General features: G+C 69.8%; 19 protein-coding genes and 2 pseudogenes. 5 read left to right on the forward strand and 16 right to left on the reverse strand.

The genetic code is table 11. From position 1 onward, the window contains the following. Positions 1 to 669: 669 nt before the first annotated feature. Complete coding sequence (gene coaD / locus ACFV6V_RS19445) at positions 670 to 1146, forward strand: pantetheine-phosphate adenylyltransferase (protein ID WP_385566563.1); 477 nt, start codon at positions 670 to 672, stop codon at positions 1144 to 1146. Positions 1147 to 1395: 249 nt separating this feature from the next. Here coaD and ACFV6V_RS19450 read toward each other — a convergent pair. From ACFV6V_RS19450 to ACFV6V_RS19490, 9 genes and pseudogenes are all read right to left on the reverse strand, one after another. Then, positions 1396 to 1572: pseudogene (locus ACFV6V_RS19450) on the reverse strand (dihydrofolate reductase family protein); the annotation flags it as partial. 82 nt (positions 1573 to 1654) lie between these two features. Next, positions 1655 to 1825 (reverse strand): annotated as a pseudogene (locus ACFV6V_RS19455) (DNA helicase); the annotation flags it as partial. Positions 1826 to 2024: 199 nt separating this feature from the next. After that, positions 2025 to 2621, reverse strand: coding sequence for a hypothetical protein (locus tag ACFV6V_RS19460; RefSeq protein WP_385566417.1), 597 nt, complete (start codon positions 2619 to 2621; stop codon positions 2025 to 2027). Between the two features lie 352 nt (positions 2622 to 2973). Continuing rightward, positions 2974 to 3618, reverse strand: a complete 645-nt coding sequence (locus tag ACFV6V_RS19465) for a hypothetical protein (protein ID WP_385566419.1) — start codon at positions 3616 to 3618, stop codon at positions 2974 to 2976. Between the two features lie 368 nt (positions 3619 to 3986). After that, positions 3987 to 4208, reverse strand: a complete 222-nt coding sequence (locus ACFV6V_RS19470) for a helix-turn-helix domain-containing protein (RefSeq protein WP_385566422.1) — start codon at positions 4206 to 4208, stop codon at positions 3987 to 3989. Beyond that, entirely contained in the window at positions 4208 to 4699 is a 492-nt protein-coding gene (locus ACFV6V_RS19475) for a DUF2975 domain-containing protein (RefSeq protein WP_385566425.1), read from the reverse strand. The genes ACFV6V_RS19470 and ACFV6V_RS19475 overlap by 1 nt, the downstream gene beginning before the upstream one ends. Before the next feature lie 231 nt (positions 4700 to 4930). Beyond that, complete coding sequence (locus ACFV6V_RS19480) at positions 4931 to 5302, reverse strand: hypothetical protein (protein WP_385566427.1); 372 nt, start codon at positions 5300 to 5302, stop codon at positions 4931 to 4933. Positions 5303 to 5371: 69 nt separating this feature from the next. Continuing rightward, positions 5372 to 5881, reverse strand: a complete 510-nt coding sequence (locus tag ACFV6V_RS19485; protein WP_385566430.1) for a nuclear transport factor 2 family protein — start codon at positions 5879 to 5881, stop codon at positions 5372 to 5374. Between the two features lie 346 nt (positions 5882 to 6227). Continuing rightward, entirely contained in the window at positions 6228 to 6476 is a 249-nt protein-coding gene (locus ACFV6V_RS19490) for a hypothetical protein (RefSeq protein ID WP_385566432.1), read from the reverse strand. 569 nt (positions 6477 to 7045) lie between these two features. On the opposite strand from ACFV6V_RS19490, the gene ACFV6V_RS19495 reads away from it, so the two are divergent. Then, positions 7046 to 7570, forward strand: coding sequence for an AAA family ATPase (locus ACFV6V_RS19495; protein WP_385566435.1), 525 nt, complete (start codon positions 7046 to 7048; stop codon positions 7568 to 7570). Positions 7571 to 7679: 109 nt separating this feature from the next. On the opposite strand, the gene tpg is transcribed toward ACFV6V_RS19495, so the two are convergent. From tpg to ACFV6V_RS19510, 3 genes are read right to left on the reverse strand one after another with little or no spacing between them, the layout of a single operon-like run. Beyond that, entirely contained in the window at positions 7680 to 8234 is a 555-nt protein-coding gene (gene tpg, locus ACFV6V_RS19500) for a telomere-protecting terminal protein Tpg (RefSeq protein WP_385566437.1), read from the reverse strand. Between the two features lie 13 nt (positions 8235 to 8247). Then, complete coding sequence (gene tap, locus ACFV6V_RS19505) at positions 8248 to 10419, reverse strand: telomere-associated protein Tap (RefSeq protein ID WP_385566439.1); 2172 nt, start codon at positions 10417 to 10419, stop codon at positions 8248 to 8250. 23 nt (positions 10420 to 10442) lie between these two features. Next, positions 10443 to 10823 (reverse strand): hypothetical protein, encoded by a 381-nt coding sequence (locus tag ACFV6V_RS19510; protein WP_385566441.1) that lies wholly within the window; start codon positions 10821 to 10823, stop codon positions 10443 to 10445. Positions 10824 to 11182: 359 nt separating this feature from the next. Here ACFV6V_RS19510 and ACFV6V_RS19515 point away from each other — a divergent pair, with 359 nt between their 5' ends. Continuing rightward, entirely contained in the window at positions 11183 to 11545 is a 363-nt protein-coding gene (locus ACFV6V_RS19515) for a hypothetical protein (protein ID WP_385566443.1), read from the forward strand. Between the two features lie 84 nt (positions 11546 to 11629). Here the strand turns inward: ACFV6V_RS19515 and ACFV6V_RS19520 are convergent, their stop codons facing one another. Together ACFV6V_RS19520 and ACFV6V_RS19525 are read right to left on the reverse strand one after the other, a co-directional pair. Further along, positions 11630 to 12103 carry a GNAT family N-acetyltransferase gene (locus tag ACFV6V_RS19520; RefSeq protein ID WP_385566445.1) on the reverse strand — a complete coding sequence of 158 codons (474 nt, stop codon included), beginning with the start codon at positions 12101 to 12103 and terminating at the stop codon, positions 11630 to 11632. A 120-nt stretch (positions 12104 to 12223) separates the two neighbouring features. Beyond that, positions 12224 to 14905 carry a LuxR C-terminal-related transcriptional regulator gene (locus ACFV6V_RS19525; RefSeq protein ID WP_385566447.1) on the reverse strand — a complete coding sequence of 894 codons (2682 nt, stop codon included), beginning with the start codon at positions 14903 to 14905 and terminating at the stop codon, positions 12224 to 12226. Positions 14906 to 15087: 182 nt separating this feature from the next. Here ACFV6V_RS19525 and ACFV6V_RS19530 point away from each other — a divergent pair, with 182 nt between their 5' ends. Next, complete coding sequence (locus ACFV6V_RS19530) at positions 15088 to 16029, forward strand: ArsR family transcriptional regulator (RefSeq protein ID WP_385566566.1); 942 nt, start codon at positions 15088 to 15090, stop codon at positions 16027 to 16029. Between the two features lie 126 nt (positions 16030 to 16155). Beyond that, on the forward strand, positions 16156 to 16899 hold the full coding sequence (locus ACFV6V_RS19535) for a hypothetical protein (RefSeq protein ID WP_385566450.1): 744 nt from the start codon (positions 16156 to 16158) through the stop codon (positions 16897 to 16899). Positions 16900 to 17115: 216 nt separating this feature from the next. On the opposite strand, the gene ACFV6V_RS19540 is transcribed toward ACFV6V_RS19535, so the two are convergent. Continuing rightward, positions 17116 to 18090: a twin-arginine translocation signal domain-containing protein gene (locus ACFV6V_RS19540; protein ID WP_385566453.1), complete on the reverse strand. Its 975-nt coding sequence runs from the start codon at positions 18088 to 18090 to the stop codon at positions 17116 to 17118. Positions 18091 to 18145: 55 nt separating this feature from the next. Then, entirely contained in the window at positions 18146 to 18970 is an 825-nt protein-coding gene (locus ACFV6V_RS19545; RefSeq protein ID WP_385566455.1) for a hypothetical protein, read from the reverse strand. Positions 18971 to 18988 lie beyond the last annotated feature (18 nt).

Raw genomic sequence — 18988 nt, forward strand, 5'->3', positions numbered from 1 at the left:
GGGTGACGGGAGCACGGGCAGCGCCCCGAGTCTGCGTCCCGGTGTCGAAAGCCGGGACGCAGACTCGGGGCGCACCCGGTGCTGGTCGGTTCGTCCTGCTCCACCAGGTCGGCGTAGGTGAACGCCAACGAGGTCCGGTCGGCCGGCGCGGCAAGCCCAGAATCTCAGCCGTCGCCTGGCCTTGGTGAGGGCAAGTTAACGCGGCCGGGACCGGGTCTGGGCTCGGGCGTACCGGGTGGTCCTTGATGAGCACGGTGTTTGAGGGGAGCTGGACTCGTGGCGGTGCGCGATCGACTACGTCGGTCCGATCTCGACGATGGACGGCGACGACCGCTGCACATAGGAAGCGATCAGCGCGACACGGGCCCGCAGCAGCCCCTCGGGGCATCTCGTTGCCACGCTCATAGGCGCCAGCAAATCGCTCATCGTCAAAGTCACGGCTCATGGGACCGATCCCACTCAGGGATTACGCCCGAACAAGAACGCCTCTGCATCGCAGATACCCCTATGGAAGCAACGTCTAAGAGCGTGTCCCACGTGGCCGTGATCTACGTATGACGCTGCGGTTGTCCCGACCCGCAAGGCGTTCTCGCTGTCACTCTTGATCTTGCTGGTTTGGCCGCCCTGGCACTTCGCTTCCGGGGCGGCCGATTGTTACTCTTTCCGATCATGCGAGCCCTCTTCCCCGGATCCTTCGACCCGGTCACTCAAGGGCACGAGGACGTACTCCGGCGCACTGCCCTCCTGTTCGACGAGGTCGTCGTGTGCGTGATGTTCAATGCGAACAAGACCGGCCGCTTCCCCGTCGCGGAACGGCTGGACCGGCTCCGCGCGGCTGCAACTGACTTGAGCAACGTCACGGTCGACTCTCACACCGGCGGCCTGCTGGTCGACTACTGCCGCCGAGTCGGAATCGACGTCGTCATCCGCGGAGTCCGCGGCGTTGCCGACCTGGACTACGAAATGCCGATGGCCCGCATGAACCACGAACTGGCCGGAGTCGAAACGTTCTCCATCGCTGCAGACCCCGCCCTGGCCCACGTCTCCTCCACCCTCGTCGCCGCGATGAGTCAACAGGACCGTGTCCCGAATGATGATCTGAGCGAACTTCTTCCAGCAGGTGCGGGCGGCAGCGAGGGTTCCTGAGACGGGTCCTGCGCGGTGAGGCGGACGAGCCGTTTCTAGCGGCAGAGGGCTGCAGCGGGGCCGAGTAAGGCCAGGTTCGATCACCCACCGGCGCCGTCCGAGCCGTTGCGATGACTCGACGCCCGTGCGGGCGATGCGGACACCGATCCGTTTGCCGCGTAACCGATTCCCGCACATGGGGATGTCGTGGGTGTTGGCCGCAGTGACGCCGACGAGGACGGGCAGCCCGTTCGCGTCCGACGGGACGTACCAGTACAGCATCGTCTCGTACAGCCGTCGCCCCAGCAGATGGACTCCGACCTCTCGAATCTCGTCGGTGACGAAGCGAAAGACCTCCTCGTCGGGCGCCGTCCGGTCGAAGTCGCCGTCCGGCCCGACGACGTAGCCGTCCAGTGAGACGCCCATCGAATAGGTCACGCTGCGCATCAGAAGTCCTCCCCCGTAACGGGTTCGACTGTACGACCGGCGGACGCGGCAGGGCTCGTCACGGCTCGCGGGAACCCCTGGGCAGCTCGCGTCCGGCCGGGTCGTGGGCGGCGTAGTCCTCCAGGTCGCCCCAGCGGGGGAAGGGGACCCGTTCGGAGTGGTGGGTGCAGCGGCTTTCCTTCAGGTCGCGGGCCGCGAGTGCGAGAGTCGGCAGGCTGTCCCCTCCCCCGGTCAGGACCACCCGGTGCCCGGAGGGCCGTGAGCGCCATGACCAAAGTGTGCTGGCCGGATGCCCCGGGACTTCGAGGCATTGAGATGGGGGACCATGGTGTCAAGGCTGGTGAAGTGGACCGCGGAGCCGGCCCGGCAAGCCGCGAGAGCGAGAGCGAGAGCGAGAGCGAGAGCGACGATACGGGCGCTGCTCGGCGCCGGGCAGCACGGGGGCGCTTGCGTCAGCGGGACTGAAACGAGTCCAGGGCCACGGCCTGCGCTATGGCCAGGCGCCGGTCGAGCTCGGGCGAGGCCACATCGAGCAGATAGCGGTCGCGCAGCCCGATCTTCTTGTCGACGCTCATCACCGCCTTGTCGCCCGAGGTGAAGTCGAAGTGGTACGGCCACATGAAGGGCACGAAGTCGAGCGGCAGCAGCTCCCAGACCCGGCGCAGCCCGGCCACGAGCAGGTTGCGCTCACGCCCGACCGCTCCCACCGAGTCCAGCTGGTCCAGTTCCCACGTCGAGCGCAGCAGGGAGGCTGCGAACTTCTTGCGGAACGTGCCGAGGTGGTTGTCCATCGCGTCCCGCACGTCATAGACGGCGCCGACATCCAGGACCTGGCGCGCCTTGGCGGTGAAGAGAACACGCCCCTTGGACTCGTCGGTGTAGAAGGTCATCTGCTCCTTGAGCGCCATCCGCTTCTGCTCGGCGAAAGCGACGACCCTCCCTTCGGAGCCATCCGGCAGCGACTCGGTCACCACGTACCGGTTGATCACGAGGGTGGTCTTCTGCCTGATGATGAAGCGCTCGTTCGTCTGACGACGGGCAGTGTCCACTGTTCCGCTCCTCGTACCGGTGATCTCTGGCACCGGCACCCTGGTCCGGCGGAACCATCCTCGCCGCGCGCCCTGACCCGGGGCAGTCTCCGTAAGTCGACAACCGCAGCGACCAAAGAGGACGGCCGTAGTGGCCATCGGGTGTCCGCTCTCGTTGTTCGCGGGTGCATGCGCAGTTCTGATCGGTGCCCTGGAAGGCGTTCGGCGTCGGGCACTGCTCCAGGCCGACTGCTGGCATGACATACATCTGCGCGTCCCCGTCCAAGGCTGACGACGGTACAGCCGGACGGCGGCAACGCGGCGCGGTCACCGTGGTGGCACGCGGACCGCGCCGCCGCCGTCCTGCGGGGGATCAGCTCCCGATGGGCCGGAAGATCCCGCCCGGAATGACCACCGGACGGTCGATCGCCTTGAAGCGGTACTCCATGCTCACGTCGTCGATCAGGAACGGCATCCGGTTCGCCGCGTCCTCGATCACCATGAAGCTGATGTTCACCTTCTGCGGAAGCGAGCTGTAGAAAGCGTCGGGCAGCGTGACCGTCACCTTCTCGTAAGAACCGCTGGTCCCGCCCTTGTTCATGCGGTCATGCAGCTCAAGGGGCGTGCCGTCCTCCGCCGTGGCCTCCACGATCAGCTGGCGGAAGCCGCCGCCCGCCCCTCCGTGAACCACGTCGCTGCGCACCCAGAACGACAGCACCGGAACCCGGTAGGCCGGAACCGTGACCTGCTGCGAGATTCGGCTCATGCCGGTCAGACCCTGCCCGCCCAGCTCCGCCTTGCCGGTGCCTGAGTGGGCCGGCCACACGGAGGAGTTGTTGATGGGGTGGCCTGCGAACGGCGTCACTTTCTCGTGCCAGGACGCGTTGCCGCTCTCGAAGCCGGGGTTCGCGATCTCGGACGTGCCCGCGCTGGCGTTCGGTGCGGCCATGAACACGCCGGTGGCCGCAACAGCGGTGGCGGCGGCGAGAATGCTCGCTCTCCGCGCTCTCTTTCTCATGGGTCTCCTGGCTGTTTCCCGGTTTCCGAAGGGGGGCCCGCCGCAACAGCCGGGCGGCCGGCCCTCGTACACCCCTGACGGACTGTCAAGAGGGTGCTGCGGCGGGCCATGCCCGAGGAGTACGGTGGTCAGCCGTCTCAGCCGCGGCGCACACTGTAACGCCTCGGTGTGACAATCCGGCCAGAGCCCCGGTCAGGAACACGGCCGCGAGACCAGCAGTCGGCCCTCCGCACGTCATCGGCGATGCGGTGCAGTCCCTGCGACAGGGCGGCGCATCTGGTTCGGGGGCCCCTACATTGCTGGCGATTCGCCGGAGGTGACGCAAGCCGTCCGGGCGGGATCGGCGATGACGTGTCGGCAGGTAGGGTTCATTCGCCCGATACGTCCTCGGCCTCCCAGCGCAGCAGGTCGCCCGGCTGGCAATTGAGCACCTCGCAGAGTGCCGCGAGCGTCGCGAAGCGCACCGCTCTGGCGCGGCCGTTCTTGAGTACCGCCAGGTTGGCGGGAGTGATCCCTACGCGTTCCGCGAGCTCGCCCACGGACATCTTGCGTCGGGCCAGCATGACATCTATGTCGACGGCGATCGGCATCAGATCACCTCATCCAACTCGGCCTGCATCTGCGCTGCTTCCACGTCGCGTGCGACGGCCTGGACGAGCAGCATCCGCAGCACGAGCACGATGAGTGCCACCCCCAGGATGGCCACGCCCACCCCGGCCATGATGACGGTGACGCCTGGGTCGTCCCGCTGGCCCGGCGCATTGAGAGCCGTGACCGCGAACCACACGAGGGCGGCCGCCACGATCGCGCCGATCATCCCGTCCACGTACCGGAAGGCGGCGTGGGAGAACACGGTTCCGCGTCGCACCATCGTCACCAGCCGCCATACGCAGACCAGGGCGACCTGGGCCGACACCATGCCCAGGACCGTGATCACGCGCAACGGCGTGAGCGGCAGCGAACCGTCCTCCGGGTCGTTCCCGCTGACCAACGCCCACACCATCGATGCCTGTACGAACACGGTGCCGGCGAGCACCACCACGAGCACGGCGCGCAGCGCACTCACTGTCAGCTTTCCCATGACCCACCCTTCCCACGAGTTACGATGGAAATCTATCGAGTTTCGATAGATAGAGCAAGAGTCGGGACGAAGGGTGGGGGGCGGTTTCACACGGTGGGGGAGTCCGTCGCCCCCTCCCACGGCATGGCGTTCACACGAACCGTCTTGATCTTGCCTAAGTCGCCCTCTCTTGAGCACAAAACGGACGCCACCCCACTACGCCGAAGCCTCAGGGCCTGTTGCGGAAGTGGATCAAGAGGTGGGGTCGACCTCGGAGTGTGTCTGATCCAGCCAGCCTCGCGACAGTGCGAGGCGGCCGGACCGGAGGGCCTCGCGCTGTTCGACGACCCATTGCGCGACCTGGTCTGCGGAGTCCGTGATGGACTCGTCCGTGGTGTCGATCAGGTGGGTGGACCATCGCCGGTCGTCGGCCGTCCACTCAGTCCAGTGTTGCCAGGCCATCTCGGGCCAGCTGTCGTTGATGATGACGCCGGGCCGGTATCGGGGGTCCCTGGCGTGCTTGCGGTGCCAGTCGGCCCAGCCGAGAAAGGCGTCGACCGCCGATGCGTCCCACCGGCCCGGGTCGCGGTGGGTAAGTCTCCGGCGCCGGATGTCCGCCGGCACCGAAATGGTCGCCGTTCTCCCGCTCGGCGAGAGCCTGGAAGAAGGGAGAGGCGCAGCGCTGTGGGTGGGTCAGGGGGCCGGCGGGGTCCAGTCGGCGGGCAGTCCGGACTGGCTGAGGACGGTGGCGAGACTGTAGTGGTCCTGGTCGGAGACGATCCGGCAGCGGTTCTTGTCGAGGGCGAGGAGAGTGGTCATCGGTACGGCAAAGGGCTTGGGTGCGCCCTTGAGGTGGCCCGAGTAGATGGCGTTGACGGTGATGCGCTCGCCGTCGCGGTGGGCAGTGCGCACGGTCACATGGACATGGTCGATGAGGCTGTCAGCGCGGGCCTTCCACCCGGCGATCTCCTTACGGCCGTGGAAGGAGATGCCGACGGCCTCGTCGGTGTAGGTGCCGTCGGCGGTGAACAGGGCGCCTAGCGCCTGGGGGTTGGTGCCATTCCAGGCATGGGCCCAGTCGGCGACGATCCTCGGCGGGCGCCGTCCAGCGTCTTGTGCGGCGTAGGCGCTGGTGGCCGTGGTGCCACAGAGGGCCGCGGCAGCGATCAGCACGGTCGTGGCGCCGGGCAGGCAGGGCCTCATGGTGGTGCTCCTTCACGTTCGAGTGTGGGTGTGCGGCGGGTGTGGGTGGGAAGTGGCGAATGCCGTGCTCGAGCCTGCCCCGGGCGGTTCCAGAAGGACGCCATGGGCAGGGTGACTCGGGGCGCCGTGCGTCTGCTGCTCGGCTCGTGTCACGAGTCCCTGCCGCTGCCGCGCGGGGCGTTGCTCCAGTGGGCGCGGGGCCGGCTCCCGTCTGTCACCAGCAGCACCGGATGCGCCCTTGGTGCCAGGCGGGCTGCCAGGGTGTTTCGGAGGCGTGGGCCCTCGCCGTGCGTATGCGGCTCGCTCGGCGAGGGCTGGAGGAGTGCTTTGCCCTGGCGGTGCCGGGTCAGTCCCAGAGGGATATCGCCAGGACCAGAGCGACGACGGGGATCAGCAGCCATGGCTCGGCCAGGACCAGGAGCCCGGTGAAGACCAGGGCGAAGTACGCCAGTGCCTTGGCGGCGCGGCGCTGGCCCTTCCTCTTCTTCCGCGTGCCCTTGTCGTGAGGCGTCGCTGCGCCAGGTGCCGCCTCAAGGGTGCACGTGTCGGTGTCGGTGTTGGTTGCGGCTTCGGGCTTCACTTCGGTGTTCGTCATGACCTCAGCCTCGTCGCCGGAGCACCTCCCTCGCGTCGGCGAAGCCTGCCTATCCGGGCGAGGACCCACGACGCGTACGTAGTGCCGCCACGGTGACAGGTGGTCCGTGAACACGGTCAGCGGCAGGGCCAGCCGGCCCCCATGCCCGCGCCCACGGGGTCCATAGGCCTGAGTGACCTCCGGCTCGCGGCCGGTGAGCGGGGCCGCCCAGGATCGACGCCTCGCCGTCAGCGTCTACATCTGGACCCGCGCCACCGAAGGCGAACTCGAGTTCGCACCCTGCCCACCACACATCGCCCACGACCCCGAACTCCGCACCGTCTGGAGCCGACGGCGGCACAGCGTCTGCCACTGGCTCAGGCAGACTGAGACACGGAACCCCAACTCCGAGCTCTCAAGCCGCTACTCGACGCCCACGCCAAGCAGTTGGCCAAAACGATCGACCGCAACCTTTCGGGATGGGCAGCACCTGATCTCGGTGGTTGACACCACGCTCAGAGACGCCGAAGCCATGCCGGATTTCCCACTCTGCCTGTCCCCGCCGCCCACACGACGCTAGCGTCAAGTCCATGATCGTATGGCTCAACGGCACCCATGGCGCAGGCAAGACGACGACCAGTGCGCTCGTGCAGCAGCGGATCCCGGACTCACGGGTGTTCGACGCCGAGAAGGTCGGCGAGACCCTCATGGACATCACGCCAGGGCTGCCCGCGACGGACAACTTCCAGCACTGGCCGCCGTGGCGGCCACTCGTGGTAGAGACCGCCCGACGCGTCCTCGACTACACCGGCGGCACCCTGGTGATGCCCATGACGGTCCTGGTCGAGCAGTACTGGCGCGAGATCAGCTCGGGCCTTGCCCAGCACGCCGTTCCCGTCCGGCACTTCGTCCTCCATGCCGACCAGGACACCCTCCGCGGGCGCATCGCGGGCGACACCGTTGTTGGCCCCCACTCGCCGTTCCGTCTCCAATACCTTGAGCCCTACGCTGAGGCGGCCCGCACGTGGCTGCACGCCGAGGCCGAGGTCGTCGACACCACGCACCTCACGCCCGCCCAGGCCGCCCAGCAGATCGCAGAGGCCGTCAAGAGTTGAGAGAACGACCTCCGGCGTCAACCTTCACAGATGACAAGAAGCCCGCCTATGTGACAGCTATCCCGCTTCGGCTCAGCCGGCGATCGGGAGGCGCTTGGCCACGGCCACGTCAGAGGTCGAACTCGAGGTGTTCGAGGTCGGTGAACTCGACTTCCAGCCCGTGGGCGCGGCGGCCGCTGTCGCGGAAGTAGACCTCGCCCAGGGCCTCGGCGGCGATGTTCCGCAGCTGCTGCTCGGTACCGCCGGCGTCCTTGGCCTCGAAGAGACGGGCGGCGTACTGCGGGGGGAGGGCGAGGGTGAGGTGGCGCAGACGGGCGTCATCGGTGGTCCCGGGGGCGGCGGTGTAGCCGAAACGGGCACGGGTGTCGATGACGATGCCGCCGGTGGTGGCCGCGTTCTGCTTGGCCTTGGCCCGAATCTGGGGCTGCCAGCGCTTGGCGACCTCGCGTTCCAGGCGCTGCGCCAGGTCGGGCCGGGGCCTTTTGATCTGGTCCTTCACATACCGTTCGACGGTGCGCTGGGTGACGCCGAGCAGGCCTGCTACCGCCCTGGTGCTCTTGAGCTGTTTGACCAGGTAGCGCACCTGCGCGCCCGCGCTCTTGGGGATAGGGCGCGTGAACGCCTTCTGCAGCGCGGCGTCGAGACCGTCCGCGACCCTGTCCATCGGTCCTCGTCTCCTACTCGGTGTCGTCCGTGGCGGTGACCTCGCCCGTCTTGATGTAGCGGGCGAGATTGAGGACCTGGCCGTGCTTCTCGCGCACGTCCTCGGCCCACAGAGTGGTCTGCGTGCCCTCGTGCTTGACCATCCCAGGCGAGACCCCGAGGCGGAAGCTGCCGGGTACGGTCTTGCCGTCGGCGTCGTACGGCAGGACATCCAGTGGGCTGGGCCCGTCGGCGGCGTACACGGCGCAGTCCGACAGGACCGCCACCGGGTACCGGCCGGTGGCGGCGGCCAGATTGAGCATCTTGCGGTGCATGTTGATGCGCGCCCGGGAGATGACGACGGCGCGGATGTCAGGACGCCACGTCGGCCGGGCGAGGGCCGGCCACGCCTGCCCGGGCCTCCAGCCTCCGCCGCGCGCACGCTCGCGCAACTTGCCGATGCCGCCCTTCACCGTCGACTTGATGGCGTCCAGGACGATCGCCGTGTGGGGGTCGTTGCCCTTGTAGTCGACCATCGACTTCAGGAACTCCGGCGGGGACTGCTTCTCGCCCACGCCCAGATCCGCCATGGTGTCGATGTACGCGTCCCTCAGTCGCTTGTACCAGCCGTCCAGGAACCTGCCGCTCTCTTCTCGTACCCAGGCCTCCAGCGGCGCGACGTCGTAACCGAGCTCCACCGCGTACGCCACCGTCGGGGTCGCATACCAGGCCGGGCCCGCTGGGCGCTCCCCGGTCGGTGTGAACGGACTGGGCAGCAGAGCGCCCTGCAGCCGCCGCCACTGCTTACCGACCCGGACGCGCGAGAGGTCGACATGGGAGAGGTCGACCAGCCACGCTCCCGGCAGTGCCTGGTCGAAATCCGGGTCGGTGACGTGCACCGGTGGCGTGGCCAGGCCGACGAGTGCGCCGTTCGCGGCCGCGCCGAAGGCCAGATTGACGTCGAGGCCCACCAGGTGGCGCTGCATGCACTCGGCATCGGTCAGCTCCCGCGCCCAGTCGTATGCCTCCTCGAACAACATCTCCGCAGGGCCCCGCTGGTGGAATCGGGGCAGCCCGGCGAGCAGCGGGTGCCCGTCGGGGGCCTCGCACGGCGCGCAGTCCATCGGTTGCTCGCCCAGCGAGCCCGGCCGGTGCTCCTTGTGCCGTTTGCCTTCTGTGTCCGCCTCACTCGCCCGGGTCGGCGGATTCAACGCGGTCATGAGTTCCAGGCCGGTCACGGCGGTGGAACCGCGCGGCGTCATCACCCGGGAGGCGTACACACCCAGCACCCGGGCCAGTTCAGCCGGTCCAAGCTCTGCGGAGTGGCCCCAGGTGCGGGTGTCGAGGGCGTTCCAGGACGGGATGCACAGCTGGACGCACTGCCGCTGACGGCCCTCGGCGGGGCGGTAGATCCGGGCCCACGGCCCGAAGCCCCGCTTGGTCAGCTGCCAATCGGCCCGGTCGAGCTGTTCGAGGACCTTGTGGCCTTCCGGGAGGCGCGAAGCGAGCCGCTCGGACTCCGACAGTGCCACGGGGAGTCCATACCGCTCGCACGCGGCCGGCGTCAGTACGAGGAGCGGGTCGGCGTCCTTACCGGAGCCGTGCAGCCTCGCAGCCCCGAGATGCGCCTCCCTCAACGCCCACTCCACCAGTGCCGCAATGCTCTTGGCGGGCACCTCCATGATCAGGCCGCCGACGCCGTAACCAGTCGTCCGACGGTCGTCGTCGGCATCGATGACCAGCAGCGGCCCATTCGCGAATCGACGATCGGCACCCTGTGGCGCCGGGCCCGCCGCAGCGGCTGTCGGCGCACCGGGGCGACGTGGGGCCGTTGCGCGCCGGGATGTCGAGTCCGTGTGGGCGGAACGCGAAGGGCCAACGGGTGGCGCGGCGGCAGAACGCTGCGTGGAGGCCGAGGGCGGTGGCGTGGCGGGGGACGCCGACGGGACGGGATAGCGCTGAGCGAGGCCGTCAAGGAGGCGCCGGTAGGCCTGGAGTCGTTCGGGCTTCGGTTCGGCGCGGCCGTCCTCCCATGCCTGGATACTGGGCAGGCGTACACCGAGGGCCTGGGCAACCGCGGCCTGGGTCAGGCCGGCTGCCTCGCGCAGGCGGACGCGTTCGGCCGGCGGGGGCAGGACGTGACCGTCGTCCACCGCGGCGAGGAGCGCTTCGACGGCGGCGAGCGGATCTGGGGGCTGGTTGCTCATGGAAGGTTCTCTCTGGCCGGATGTCACCGGATGCCCTGACGGATCTCTTCGAGGCGGGTCATCAGCCGCTGGTAGCGCTGAGAGGCAGCCTGAGAGGACTTCAGGCCCTGGTGGAGAGCGATCTGCCGCCATTCCATGCCACGGCGCCGGGCCTCGATGACCACCTGCGTCTCAAGTCGGTCCACCGCCGTCCGCATGCCCTCGAACAGAGCCAGAGCCGCAGCCACATCGTCATCCGACACACTCCGCTCCCCCGCTCCCCCGCCCCGGGCGGCGCCGGCCAGCAGCCTGGCCAGCAGTGCGGTATCCCGCTGAAGCCCATCCGCGGGCACCCCATCGGCCACAGGGCGGTCGTCCAGGTCGGCCATACGGCTACGCAATTCGAGCGGAGAGTCATCCGGCATGACGCCACCCTACCCCCACGAAGCAATGAATCAACGTTCCGTTGTCTCATTGCCCATCGCGGCGCCGTGCGTGCCGAGTTGGCCGCCGACCCGGGAGGCGCCCGCGACGAGCTCCTCGCGGCGCCACGGAGAGGGGACCGGAAGCGACATCTACCGCTTCGGAAATCGATCTCCCTCATCCGTGGGGCGCCTCATCGAAGGCGATCGCAGGCACCCCTGGATCCTCGCTGCGTCAGTGGCGCAGCACAGTCGCGCAGCTGCGACCCGGAGCAGGCCCTGGACGCGTGGCCCGGTCCGGGCAACGGCTGTGGGGCGGGCGCGGCCGGAATCCAAAGCCACTGGTCAGATACGGTGACGGGATGACCGAGAGCCTGCCTGCCGACGTGGCCGACGTGCTTGCGCTGGTCCTCGACGCCGATGATCCGGTTCATGCCGCGCTCCGGAAGCAGGTTCCGCACCTCAGCGTGCGAGCGCGCTGCACATGCGGGTGTGGGACCGCGTACTTCGCACTCGACACCAGCGAGGTGGAGCCCGCGCCCACCGGCGCCGGCACCGCCGTGGCAGCCGAAGCGCAACTGCTCACAGAGGCCGGCGAGTGCCCCGGCGAGGTCCTGGTGTTCACGCAGGGCGGCTACCTGTCGTGGCTGGAAGTCTGTTCGTGGAACGACGACATCGAGGTGACGCCGGCCGCCGCACGTCACTGGCTGCGGCCACGCTCCTGACCCCGAACGACGCACAGCGGGCTGCGATCCGTACGGCGCCAAGAGCCGGCCGGCGCTGCCTGCGCGGGTCTCGTTCCCTACGGCTCACCTGTGGCCGGCGGCGGATACGACCTCGCGGGTCATGCCTACGTCTGGCAGGCTTCCCTGCCGGAGCTCCCGCTCGCCCGTGATCGTGAATCCGTGGCGCTGGTGGAAGCGGATCGCGCTGTCGTTGTCGTCGGTGTCCCATGGGCAGATGGGTGCGGCTCCGGCCCAGGTGAGGAACTCGGTCATCATGCGGCCACCGAGTCCTCGGCCCTGGACGTGGTTCAGCACGTACATCGGTCCGAGAGTGACCACCCGGCCGCGGCGTCCGCAGACGACGCCGGCGATCTCCGTTGCGGAACGGGCAACGCGGCAGAGCAACAGGTCCGGTTGCTGGTTCGCTGCCTCGATGAACTCCCGCCACCGGGTGACGCCTTCCGCGGTGGCTGACGTGCCGCGATGCTCACGGATCCAGCCCTCGTCGATCCCCACCTCCGGGTTGAGGTATGTCCGCAGCCAAGCCTTCAGCGGCAACGGCCCCCACCGCGCGGTCGTCCGGGCGAGCGGCTTCGATCGCGTAGGTCATGGCAACGATCCTTGTCGATCATCCCCTGTTCCAGGCCGCTCGGTGGGATGGCAGCTGCGGTGACGGCTTCATGCTCGGCTCCGGCCAGGGCTCTCCAGCAGTGCGGCAAGATCCCGGCGGTCGGTGATGCCGAGCTTGGCGTAGACCCGTTGCAGGTGGTTGTCCACCGTGCGGGTCGAGAGCGTCAGCCGGGCCGCGATGTCCCGGCTCGCGAGGTTGCGCGAGGCGAGCAGGGCGATCTCGAGTTCCCGGCGGGTCAGTTGCGCCCCGGCGCCGGCTGCAAGGAGTGCGGGAGTCCGCGCGCCTTCGCACCGCTGCGCCCGGTGTGCCGCCGCGGCACGGGCCGCGGCGGCGCGGCGCGGGTGCCCCGAGCTCTGCCACAGCGTCGCCGCGGTGGCGGCCGCCTCGGCGGCGTACAAGTCCGCTTCATGGTCGGCGAGTTCGGCCGCCGAGTCCATCAGTGCGGCCGGGTCCTCGGCGGCCAGGGCCGTGGCGAACCGGGAGCGCAGGCCGACGAAGGGCCTGTCGCCGGCCGCGGCGAGTTCCGCGAGCCGGGCGGCCGCCTCCCGGGCCCCGCCCAGGCGCGCCAGTTCCGTCAGGAGGACGGCCTCGTTCCCGTCGAGGCCGCGCCGGGCGGCGTCCCCAACGGCCGTCGTGAGCACGGCCCGGGCCTGGCTCAGACTGCCATCGGCGGCGTGCACCCAGGCCTCGGCGATGCGTTCCTCTGGAACATCGACCCGGCGGGGGATGCTCTCGTACTCCTCGAGCGCCGCGCGGGCGCTTTCGGCGTCGCCCTGCATCGCGGCGGCCGCGGCCATGCCTGCCGCCGCGAGGGAACGGGAGACGGCCGCGTAGGTGTGCGGCGCGCGCAGCACCTCCGCGAACCAGCGGCGGGCCGAGGTGAGACGGCCGGCGAACAGCGCGGCCCGGCCCGTGTACAGGGACAGCAACACGGTGGAGAAGTGCCCCTGTGCTCCGCCGAGTTGTTCATGCACCAGCTCCCCCAGCGCACGGGCCTGCGCCAGTCGGCCGCATTCGATGAGGGAGAGCACGCGCAGTGCCTGGACCGCCGAGGTATCGGTGGCCAGCGTGTACTCCTCCCGGCTGGTCTGCTCGCACACGGTCAGGGCGCGTTCAGCCCATTCGAGTGCCTGCGGTCCCTGCCCGAGCAGGGACAGTACGACGGACTTGGTGGTGGCGGCCAACAGCCATCTGGGGAGGTCGGGCACGGTGGTGCCGTCGGTTTCCACGTCGTCCAGCAGGGCGATGCTGCCGTGGAGGTCGAACCCGCTGAACCTGACGCAGGCTTCGTTGGCGGCCAGCATGCGCAGGCCGTGCGGGCTGGTGACCCGGTCCCGGGCGGCGTCGTTGGCCGCCAGGGCGCGGCCGATGTCCGACCCGGTCCCCCAGATGAGGTTCTGGGTGCGGACCAGGGCGACGGCCAGAGCCGCCTGCTCGTCACGGGCCAGGGCATCGGCCCTTGCCAGGGCGGCGTCCGCGTCCGCGGCCCGGCCGGTTTCGAAGAGGGTCTTGCCCCGCAGCAGTTCCGCCTGCCATGTGCGCCGGTGCGCGGGCACTGCCTGCAGGAGGAGCAGAGCCCGGGGGTGGTCGCCCGCGTGTACGGCGAGGGCGGCGGCCTGTACCAGCAGGCCGGGGTCGGCGGTGCCGGTGGCCGCGAGCCGGTACGACGCCAGGTGCACGGCGTCCTCCCGGCGGCGCGCCCCGGCCCGCTCCAGGTTGCGCGCCTGGCGCAGCAGGATCTCCCGGCGCCGCAGCGTGGGCATGCCGGCGCGCAGAACCTCGCCGTAGAGCGGGTGCGCGAGCCGTATCCGGGTACGCCGTCCCTCGCTGGTGACGGCGACCAGTCCGGCCCGTTCCAGCGCGTCGAGGGTGTCGCCTTCCCCGTCGGCCGTCAGGGATTCCGGGGACAGGGGCTCGCACAGCGCCAGGGTCTCCAGCATCCGGTGGCCCGGGCCGGTGGGTCCGCCGAGTCGGCGCCGGACCAGGTCGGTCAGTCGGCTGCCGACCGGAATTCCGTCGCACGGCGGCATGGTCCACAGTTCGCCCTTGCGTACGAGGCGGCCGGCGGCGAGTGAGTCCTGGACGAGTTCGCGCAGGTAGAGGGCGTTCCCGCCGCTCGTGTCGTAGAGGGTGTGCAGGGTGGAGCGCTGGACGGTGCCGCCGAGCACGGACTGGAGCAGGGCTTCGATGTCGTCCGAGCCGAATTCGGTCAGTTCCACCGGGTGCACGGCATCGCCGTGGGCGAGCGCGTCCACCGCGTCACGGGCGGGGGCACCGGAAGGCACCGTGGCCAGTAGGAAGACCACCCGGGCGTCCATCAGCTGTCGCAGCAGCATCGCGGAGGTCGCGTCCAGCAGGTGCAGATCGTCGACGAGGACGACGAAGCGGGAGCCGGAAGGGCCCTCCCCGCGCATGCATGCCAGCAACCGTGTCGTGGCGGCGAAGCCGGACACGGGGTCCGACAGGTCCACCCCGTCGGGAACGAGGTGGGCGATGGCGCCGAGGGGGACCTCACCCGCCACTGCCGTTGCCACGGCCCCGCGGCCGATGTGGCCTGCAGCCTTCGCCAGAGCCAGGCACTCCTGCGCGAGCCGCGACTTCCCCACACCGGGCGGACCGAAGATCACGAATCCGGAGCATTCGGGGTCGGCCAGCGACCGTTCGAAGTCCGCGATCTGCCCGGTCCGGCCGACCAAGGGCCACTGCCGCGGCAGTGTCTGCGTGCTCACATCGTCTCCCCGTCACGGTGTGTGGATTCCAGCCACCCGCCACCGGCGCTGTGCTCGATCGCGGGGTCATGGCGGGATCGTCTCCCGGACGTAGGCTGTGGGGCCACTGGTTAAGACATGCGTGAATCCTTGAGGTGGCCGTGCGGGCAGAGCTGGCGTTTTCGGTGAGCGATCTCGCGCAAATGCGGTTTGCCGTCTCCCCGATGTGGGAGGTCGGGCCCAGCATGCGGCTGCTGTGTTCCGGCAGGGCCGATCGCGTGCACCGGGCCTGGGCGGCGCAGGTACGGCCGCGGCTGGCGGCGTCCGGGCTGGACCGCGGCTGGCTCGCCGGGCTGGTCCGGGCCTCGGGGTACGTTCCCGATTTCCTCAACCCGGCGCCCGCCGGCCCGGCTCCCACCCTGGCGGAGGAGCTCGCACGGATCGTGGCCACTCCCGCTGCCCGGGTGCGTGAGGAACTTGACCGGTTGGCGGGCGAGCAGCGGCTCGGCCCCCGGCTGCGCAGTCTGTACGGCGAGCCGGAGAGCGGTCTGGTCCGGGTCGCGGAGGAGATCGAGGCGTATTGGGACATGGCACTGGCGCCCTATTGGGTGCGGATCCGGGAGGTGCTCGACGCCGACGTCTTCCACCGGCTGCTCCAGGTGGCCGAGCACGGCGCGGGGCATCTCTTCAACGAGCTTCATTCGTCGGCGAGTTGGGACGACCAGGCGCTGTTGCTCGCCCGTCGCCCGGGTCCGCTGTGCCGGCGGACGGCCGGCAGGGGGCTGGTGCTGGTCCCGTCGGTGTTCACGGGGCCCGCCCTGTTCACGCTGGTGGCGCCGCCCGAGCCGCCGCAACTGGCCTACCCGGCCCGCGGCACCGGCTCCCTGTTCGAACCGCAGACGGCCACAACCACCGACGCCCTCGCCGCGGTGCTGGGCCGCTCACGAACCCGACTGCTGACCGAGCTGGGCTCCCCGGCCTCCACGACCGAACTCGCCTGCCGCACCGGGCTCTCGATGGCGCGTGTGTCCCAGTGTCTGACCGCGCTGCGGGGCGCGGGGCTGGTGAGCTCGCACCGGGCCGGGCGCTGCGTCCTGTATGCCCGTACGTCGGTCGCCGAGGCCCTGCTCACCGCCTCCGCCTGACCGCCCGCGAGCGGAGCTGAGTAATGGCTGCTCTGCCGAACGACCCTACGCCTGGGGCAGGTTGAGCCGGTGAGGGCCGAGCCGGGCCCTCACCGGACACCGACTATTCCGTAGGAAGTGGAAAGCATGAGAATGCCCCTGTTCACCGCAGCCCTCGGGGCGGCAGCGGCCGTACTCCTCATGGGCGCGCACCCCGCCCCCGCCGCCGACCGTCCGGGTGAGGCGGCGGTACGGACCGCGATCCGTCACGCCGTCGAGGGCAGGGCCGACGCGACGGACCTGCGGATCGTCGCAAACGACCCGCAGCTCGCCCGCTCTGTTCCGGTGGCGGTGAAGTGGGGCCGCCCCGTCGTCACCGAAGTGGCCCCGCCGACGGGCAGGTCGGCCGAGAAGTCCGCCAAGGCGGCGAGGGCGGCCCGCACCGGAAGCTCCTTCGCGGCTGGTGCCACAGCGTCGCTCGCCTCGTACCAGCAGCTGTGCCGAGCCGTCGACTACCCCCTGACCCTCACCAGCTACCTGGGCGGGACCATCTACACCTGGCACCACAAGTTCTCGTGGTGTACCGCGAACCAGATCTCCTTCGTCGAGGCGTCGCGGGTGCTCACCTACGCGCCGTACGACAGGTACGACTACTTCACCGACAAGAGCTCGGTGGTCTACCCGCAGGGGCTGCTGACCGACGCCACCTTCGCGCCGTCCGGTTCCCCGATCACCTCATGGAGCGGCTTCGGGTCCCCGTACTACTCCCACATGGCGCGCTCGGTGAATCTCTGCTTCGCGCAGTGGTCCTGCTACGCCAGCAACCTTCCGCAGAGCAAGCTCACCATCGGGCGCGACAACGTCCACCCCGCCATCGCCGCAGCGGGGTGAGCACGGCGACGGGCCGGGGCCACGGGCGGTGTCCGCTCGGTGGCCCCGGCCCGTCGCGTGTCGCGTGGCACCGGGCCCGCGCCGGTCCCTTTCGGGCGGGCGCGGGACGCTGCTCTTTCATGCTTTCCCGTGCCCGTCCGCATTCCGCTGCCCGCTGCCCGGCGCCGATCGTCGGGCCGCGTCTGCCGACGGCCCGGGGGCCGTCGGCACGGCCGTTCAGAGCCTGGCGGGGTCGGGCACCCAGAAGTGCCGCAGGTACACGTCGTCGGTGAAGTCGTACTCGGCGTCGTCCAGGATTCCCACGATGACGGATGTGGCCCGGGCGTCGCGCCAGGCGTAGGAGGCGAGGACCACGCACTCGACCTCGTTGTCCGCGTGCGGAACGGCGACCTTGCCCCAGGTGGGGGCCGTGACGCCGTCCCGGGCATGGGAGAAGTCGTACGCGTAGATGTGCTTGCAGCCGTTGGACGCCTCCTCGTAGTCGGAGGCCACGTAGAAGTTCATGCCGTCCGGGCCGAACGTCGCCCCCTGGACGCGGTGGAGTCCGCTCGGGAGCGGAATGGTCTTGCGGAGGAGCCCGCTGTCGCGGTCGTACCCGTGGATGGCGTCCACCCGGGGGAGGCTGGACTCCTTGAATCCGGAAACCGAGCTGTAGACGAGTCGGTCGTACGGGTTGAACGCCAGATAGGGGTTCTTGGAGCTCTGGGGCGGGAGGGTGCCCGTCGCCCGTCCCCACATGGGGACCATGCCCAGGGACCTCAGGTCCGTGGAGACCTTCCAGATCTTCGGGGGCTCAGTGCCCTCGACCGGCACGTAGATCTGGCGCCGGTCGGGGTCGAACGTCGGGGCGCCTATGTGGGGGCACCCGGAGGGCACGGCCAGGCGCAGGCCCGTGTAGACGAAGCCCATGGTCATCCGGTAGATGCCCCGGAAGTCGCCGTCGTTGACGACGACGTACCAGTAGGAACCGTCCGTGCACATGCCCTGGAACTGGTCCGTGAGGCGTCCCGGGTCAGGCAAGCTGGTGCTCTTCGCGTGCTGCCATTCGGAGATGCGCGGATTCCGGGGGGTTCGCGGGTCGGTCACGAGGGCCTCGGCGGCGGGCGGGCTCACGGCCCCGGCCGCCACGGAGCCGACAGCGGCGGCTCCGGCCGCGGTGGTGATTCTGGTGAGGAAGTTTCGCCTGTTCATCGGGGTGCGTTCGCCTTTCGCGGAGGGGGGTCGTGACGCATGGTGCGGGGCAGGGTCACGGCGCGGTGGTGATGACCACCACACCCTCCAGGCGGGCGGTGAGCGCCCCGGAGCCGTAGCCGATCACCTCCGGCCCGTCACCGTTGTCACGGCCGAGGTTGTACGTGGCCGCCACGGTGGCGGACTGGGTGGTCAGGTGGGCGTCGTCCGCCGGGTCGTGGATGGCGATGCGGTGGTTGCCGGCGACGGAGCCGCTCGCTCCGACCACCGTCACGGCGTGGCCGCTCACCCGGTCACCGTCGCGGTCGTACCTCCCGACCGAGGCGATCAGCAGGTCCCGCCCGTTGCGGGTGAGCTCGACGATGCGCCGGCTGACGGCGTCCTCGTCGTCGAGGGACTCCCAGTCCGCTTCCAGGACGTCCTCGTAGCCCTTCTCCTCGATGAGGTCGTTGACGGCGTCGACCGCATCCGAGCGGCCCGTGCCGGTGGCGGGGTCGGTCTCGGCGAGTGCACCCATCCGCCGCAGCTTCGCGGTCACTTCGTCGTAGTGGACGGCGGCGCTGGACGTCGGGTCGTAGTCGCCGGTGAGGAGGTTCGGGTAGCCGTGCTGGTCCAGCCAGAACATCGCGTTCAGGGTCGACGTCGGAAGGCAGTACATCCGTCCGTCGTTCGGCAGACCGGCACGCCGCTGGTCGATGTCCGGCAGCCGGCAGGCACGGTAGGACCATGCGGTGCCGCTGTCGACGACGGTCGTAGTGGTACAGCCGCCCGTCGCGGCGACCGCGGTGGGGGCCAAGGCGAGCGGGGACGCGGCGAGCATCCCGCAGACAAGCAGCGTACGTACGGCGGATGTTCCGGCCGAACGCGAGAGCAGTGACATCGCAACCCTCAGATGTGG

The organism is Streptomyces sp. NPDC059828 (assembly GCF_042731955.1).
Taxonomy (GTDB): domain Bacteria; phylum Actinomycetota; class Actinomycetes; order Streptomycetales; family Streptomycetaceae; genus Streptomyces.

Excerpts from the sequence above, each read along its gene's own strand:
- ACFV6V_RS19540 (WP_385566453.1), bottom strand. The coding sequence starts at position 18,090 with ATGAACAGGCGAAACTTCCTCACCAGAATCACCACCGCGGCCGGAGCC.
- ACFV6V_RS19495 (WP_385566435.1), top strand. The coding sequence starts at position 7,046 with ATGATCGTATGGCTCAACGGCACCCATGGCGCAGGCAAGACGACGACC.
- ACFV6V_RS19490 (WP_385566432.1), bottom strand. The coding sequence starts at position 6,476 with ATGACGAACACCGAAGTGAAGCCCGAAGCCGCAACCAACACCGACACC.
- coaD (WP_385566563.1), top strand. The coding sequence starts at position 670 with ATGCGAGCCCTCTTCCCCGGATCCTTCGACCCGGTCACTCAAGGGCAC.
- ACFV6V_RS19485 (WP_385566430.1), bottom strand. The coding sequence starts at position 5,881 with ATGAGGCCCTGCCTGCCCGGCGCCACGACCGTGCTGATCGCTGCCGCG.
- ACFV6V_RS19475 (WP_385566425.1), bottom strand. The coding sequence starts at position 4,699 with ATGGGAAAGCTGACAGTGAGTGCGCTGCGCGCCGTGCTCGTGGTGGTG.
- ACFV6V_RS19470 (WP_385566422.1), bottom strand. The coding sequence starts at position 4,208 with ATGCCGATCGCCGTCGACATAGATGTCATGCTGGCCCGACGCAAGATG.
- ACFV6V_RS19510 (WP_385566441.1), bottom strand. The coding sequence starts at position 10,823 with ATGCCGGATGACTCTCCGCTCGAATTGCGTAGCCGTATGGCCGACCTG.
- ACFV6V_RS19515 (WP_385566443.1), top strand. The coding sequence starts at position 11,183 with ATGACCGAGAGCCTGCCTGCCGACGTGGCCGACGTGCTTGCGCTGGTC.
- ACFV6V_RS19530 (WP_385566566.1), top strand. The coding sequence starts at position 15,088 with ATGCGGTTTGCCGTCTCCCCGATGTGGGAGGTCGGGCCCAGCATGCGG.
- tap (WP_385566439.1), bottom strand. The coding sequence starts at position 10,419 with ATGAGCAACCAGCCCCCAGATCCGCTCGCCGCCGTCGAAGCGCTCCTC.
- ACFV6V_RS19535 (WP_385566450.1), top strand. The coding sequence starts at position 16,156 with ATGAGAATGCCCCTGTTCACCGCAGCCCTCGGGGCGGCAGCGGCCGTA.
- ACFV6V_RS19545 (WP_385566455.1), bottom strand. The coding sequence starts at position 18,970 with ATGTCACTGCTCTCGCGTTCGGCCGGAACATCCGCCGTACGTACGCTG.
- tpg (WP_385566437.1), bottom strand. The coding sequence starts at position 8,234 with ATGGACAGGGTCGCGGACGGTCTCGACGCCGCGCTGCAGAAGGCGTTC.
- ACFV6V_RS19465 (WP_385566419.1), bottom strand. The coding sequence starts at position 3,618 with ATGAGAAAGAGAGCGCGGAGAGCGAGCATTCTCGCCGCCGCCACCGCT.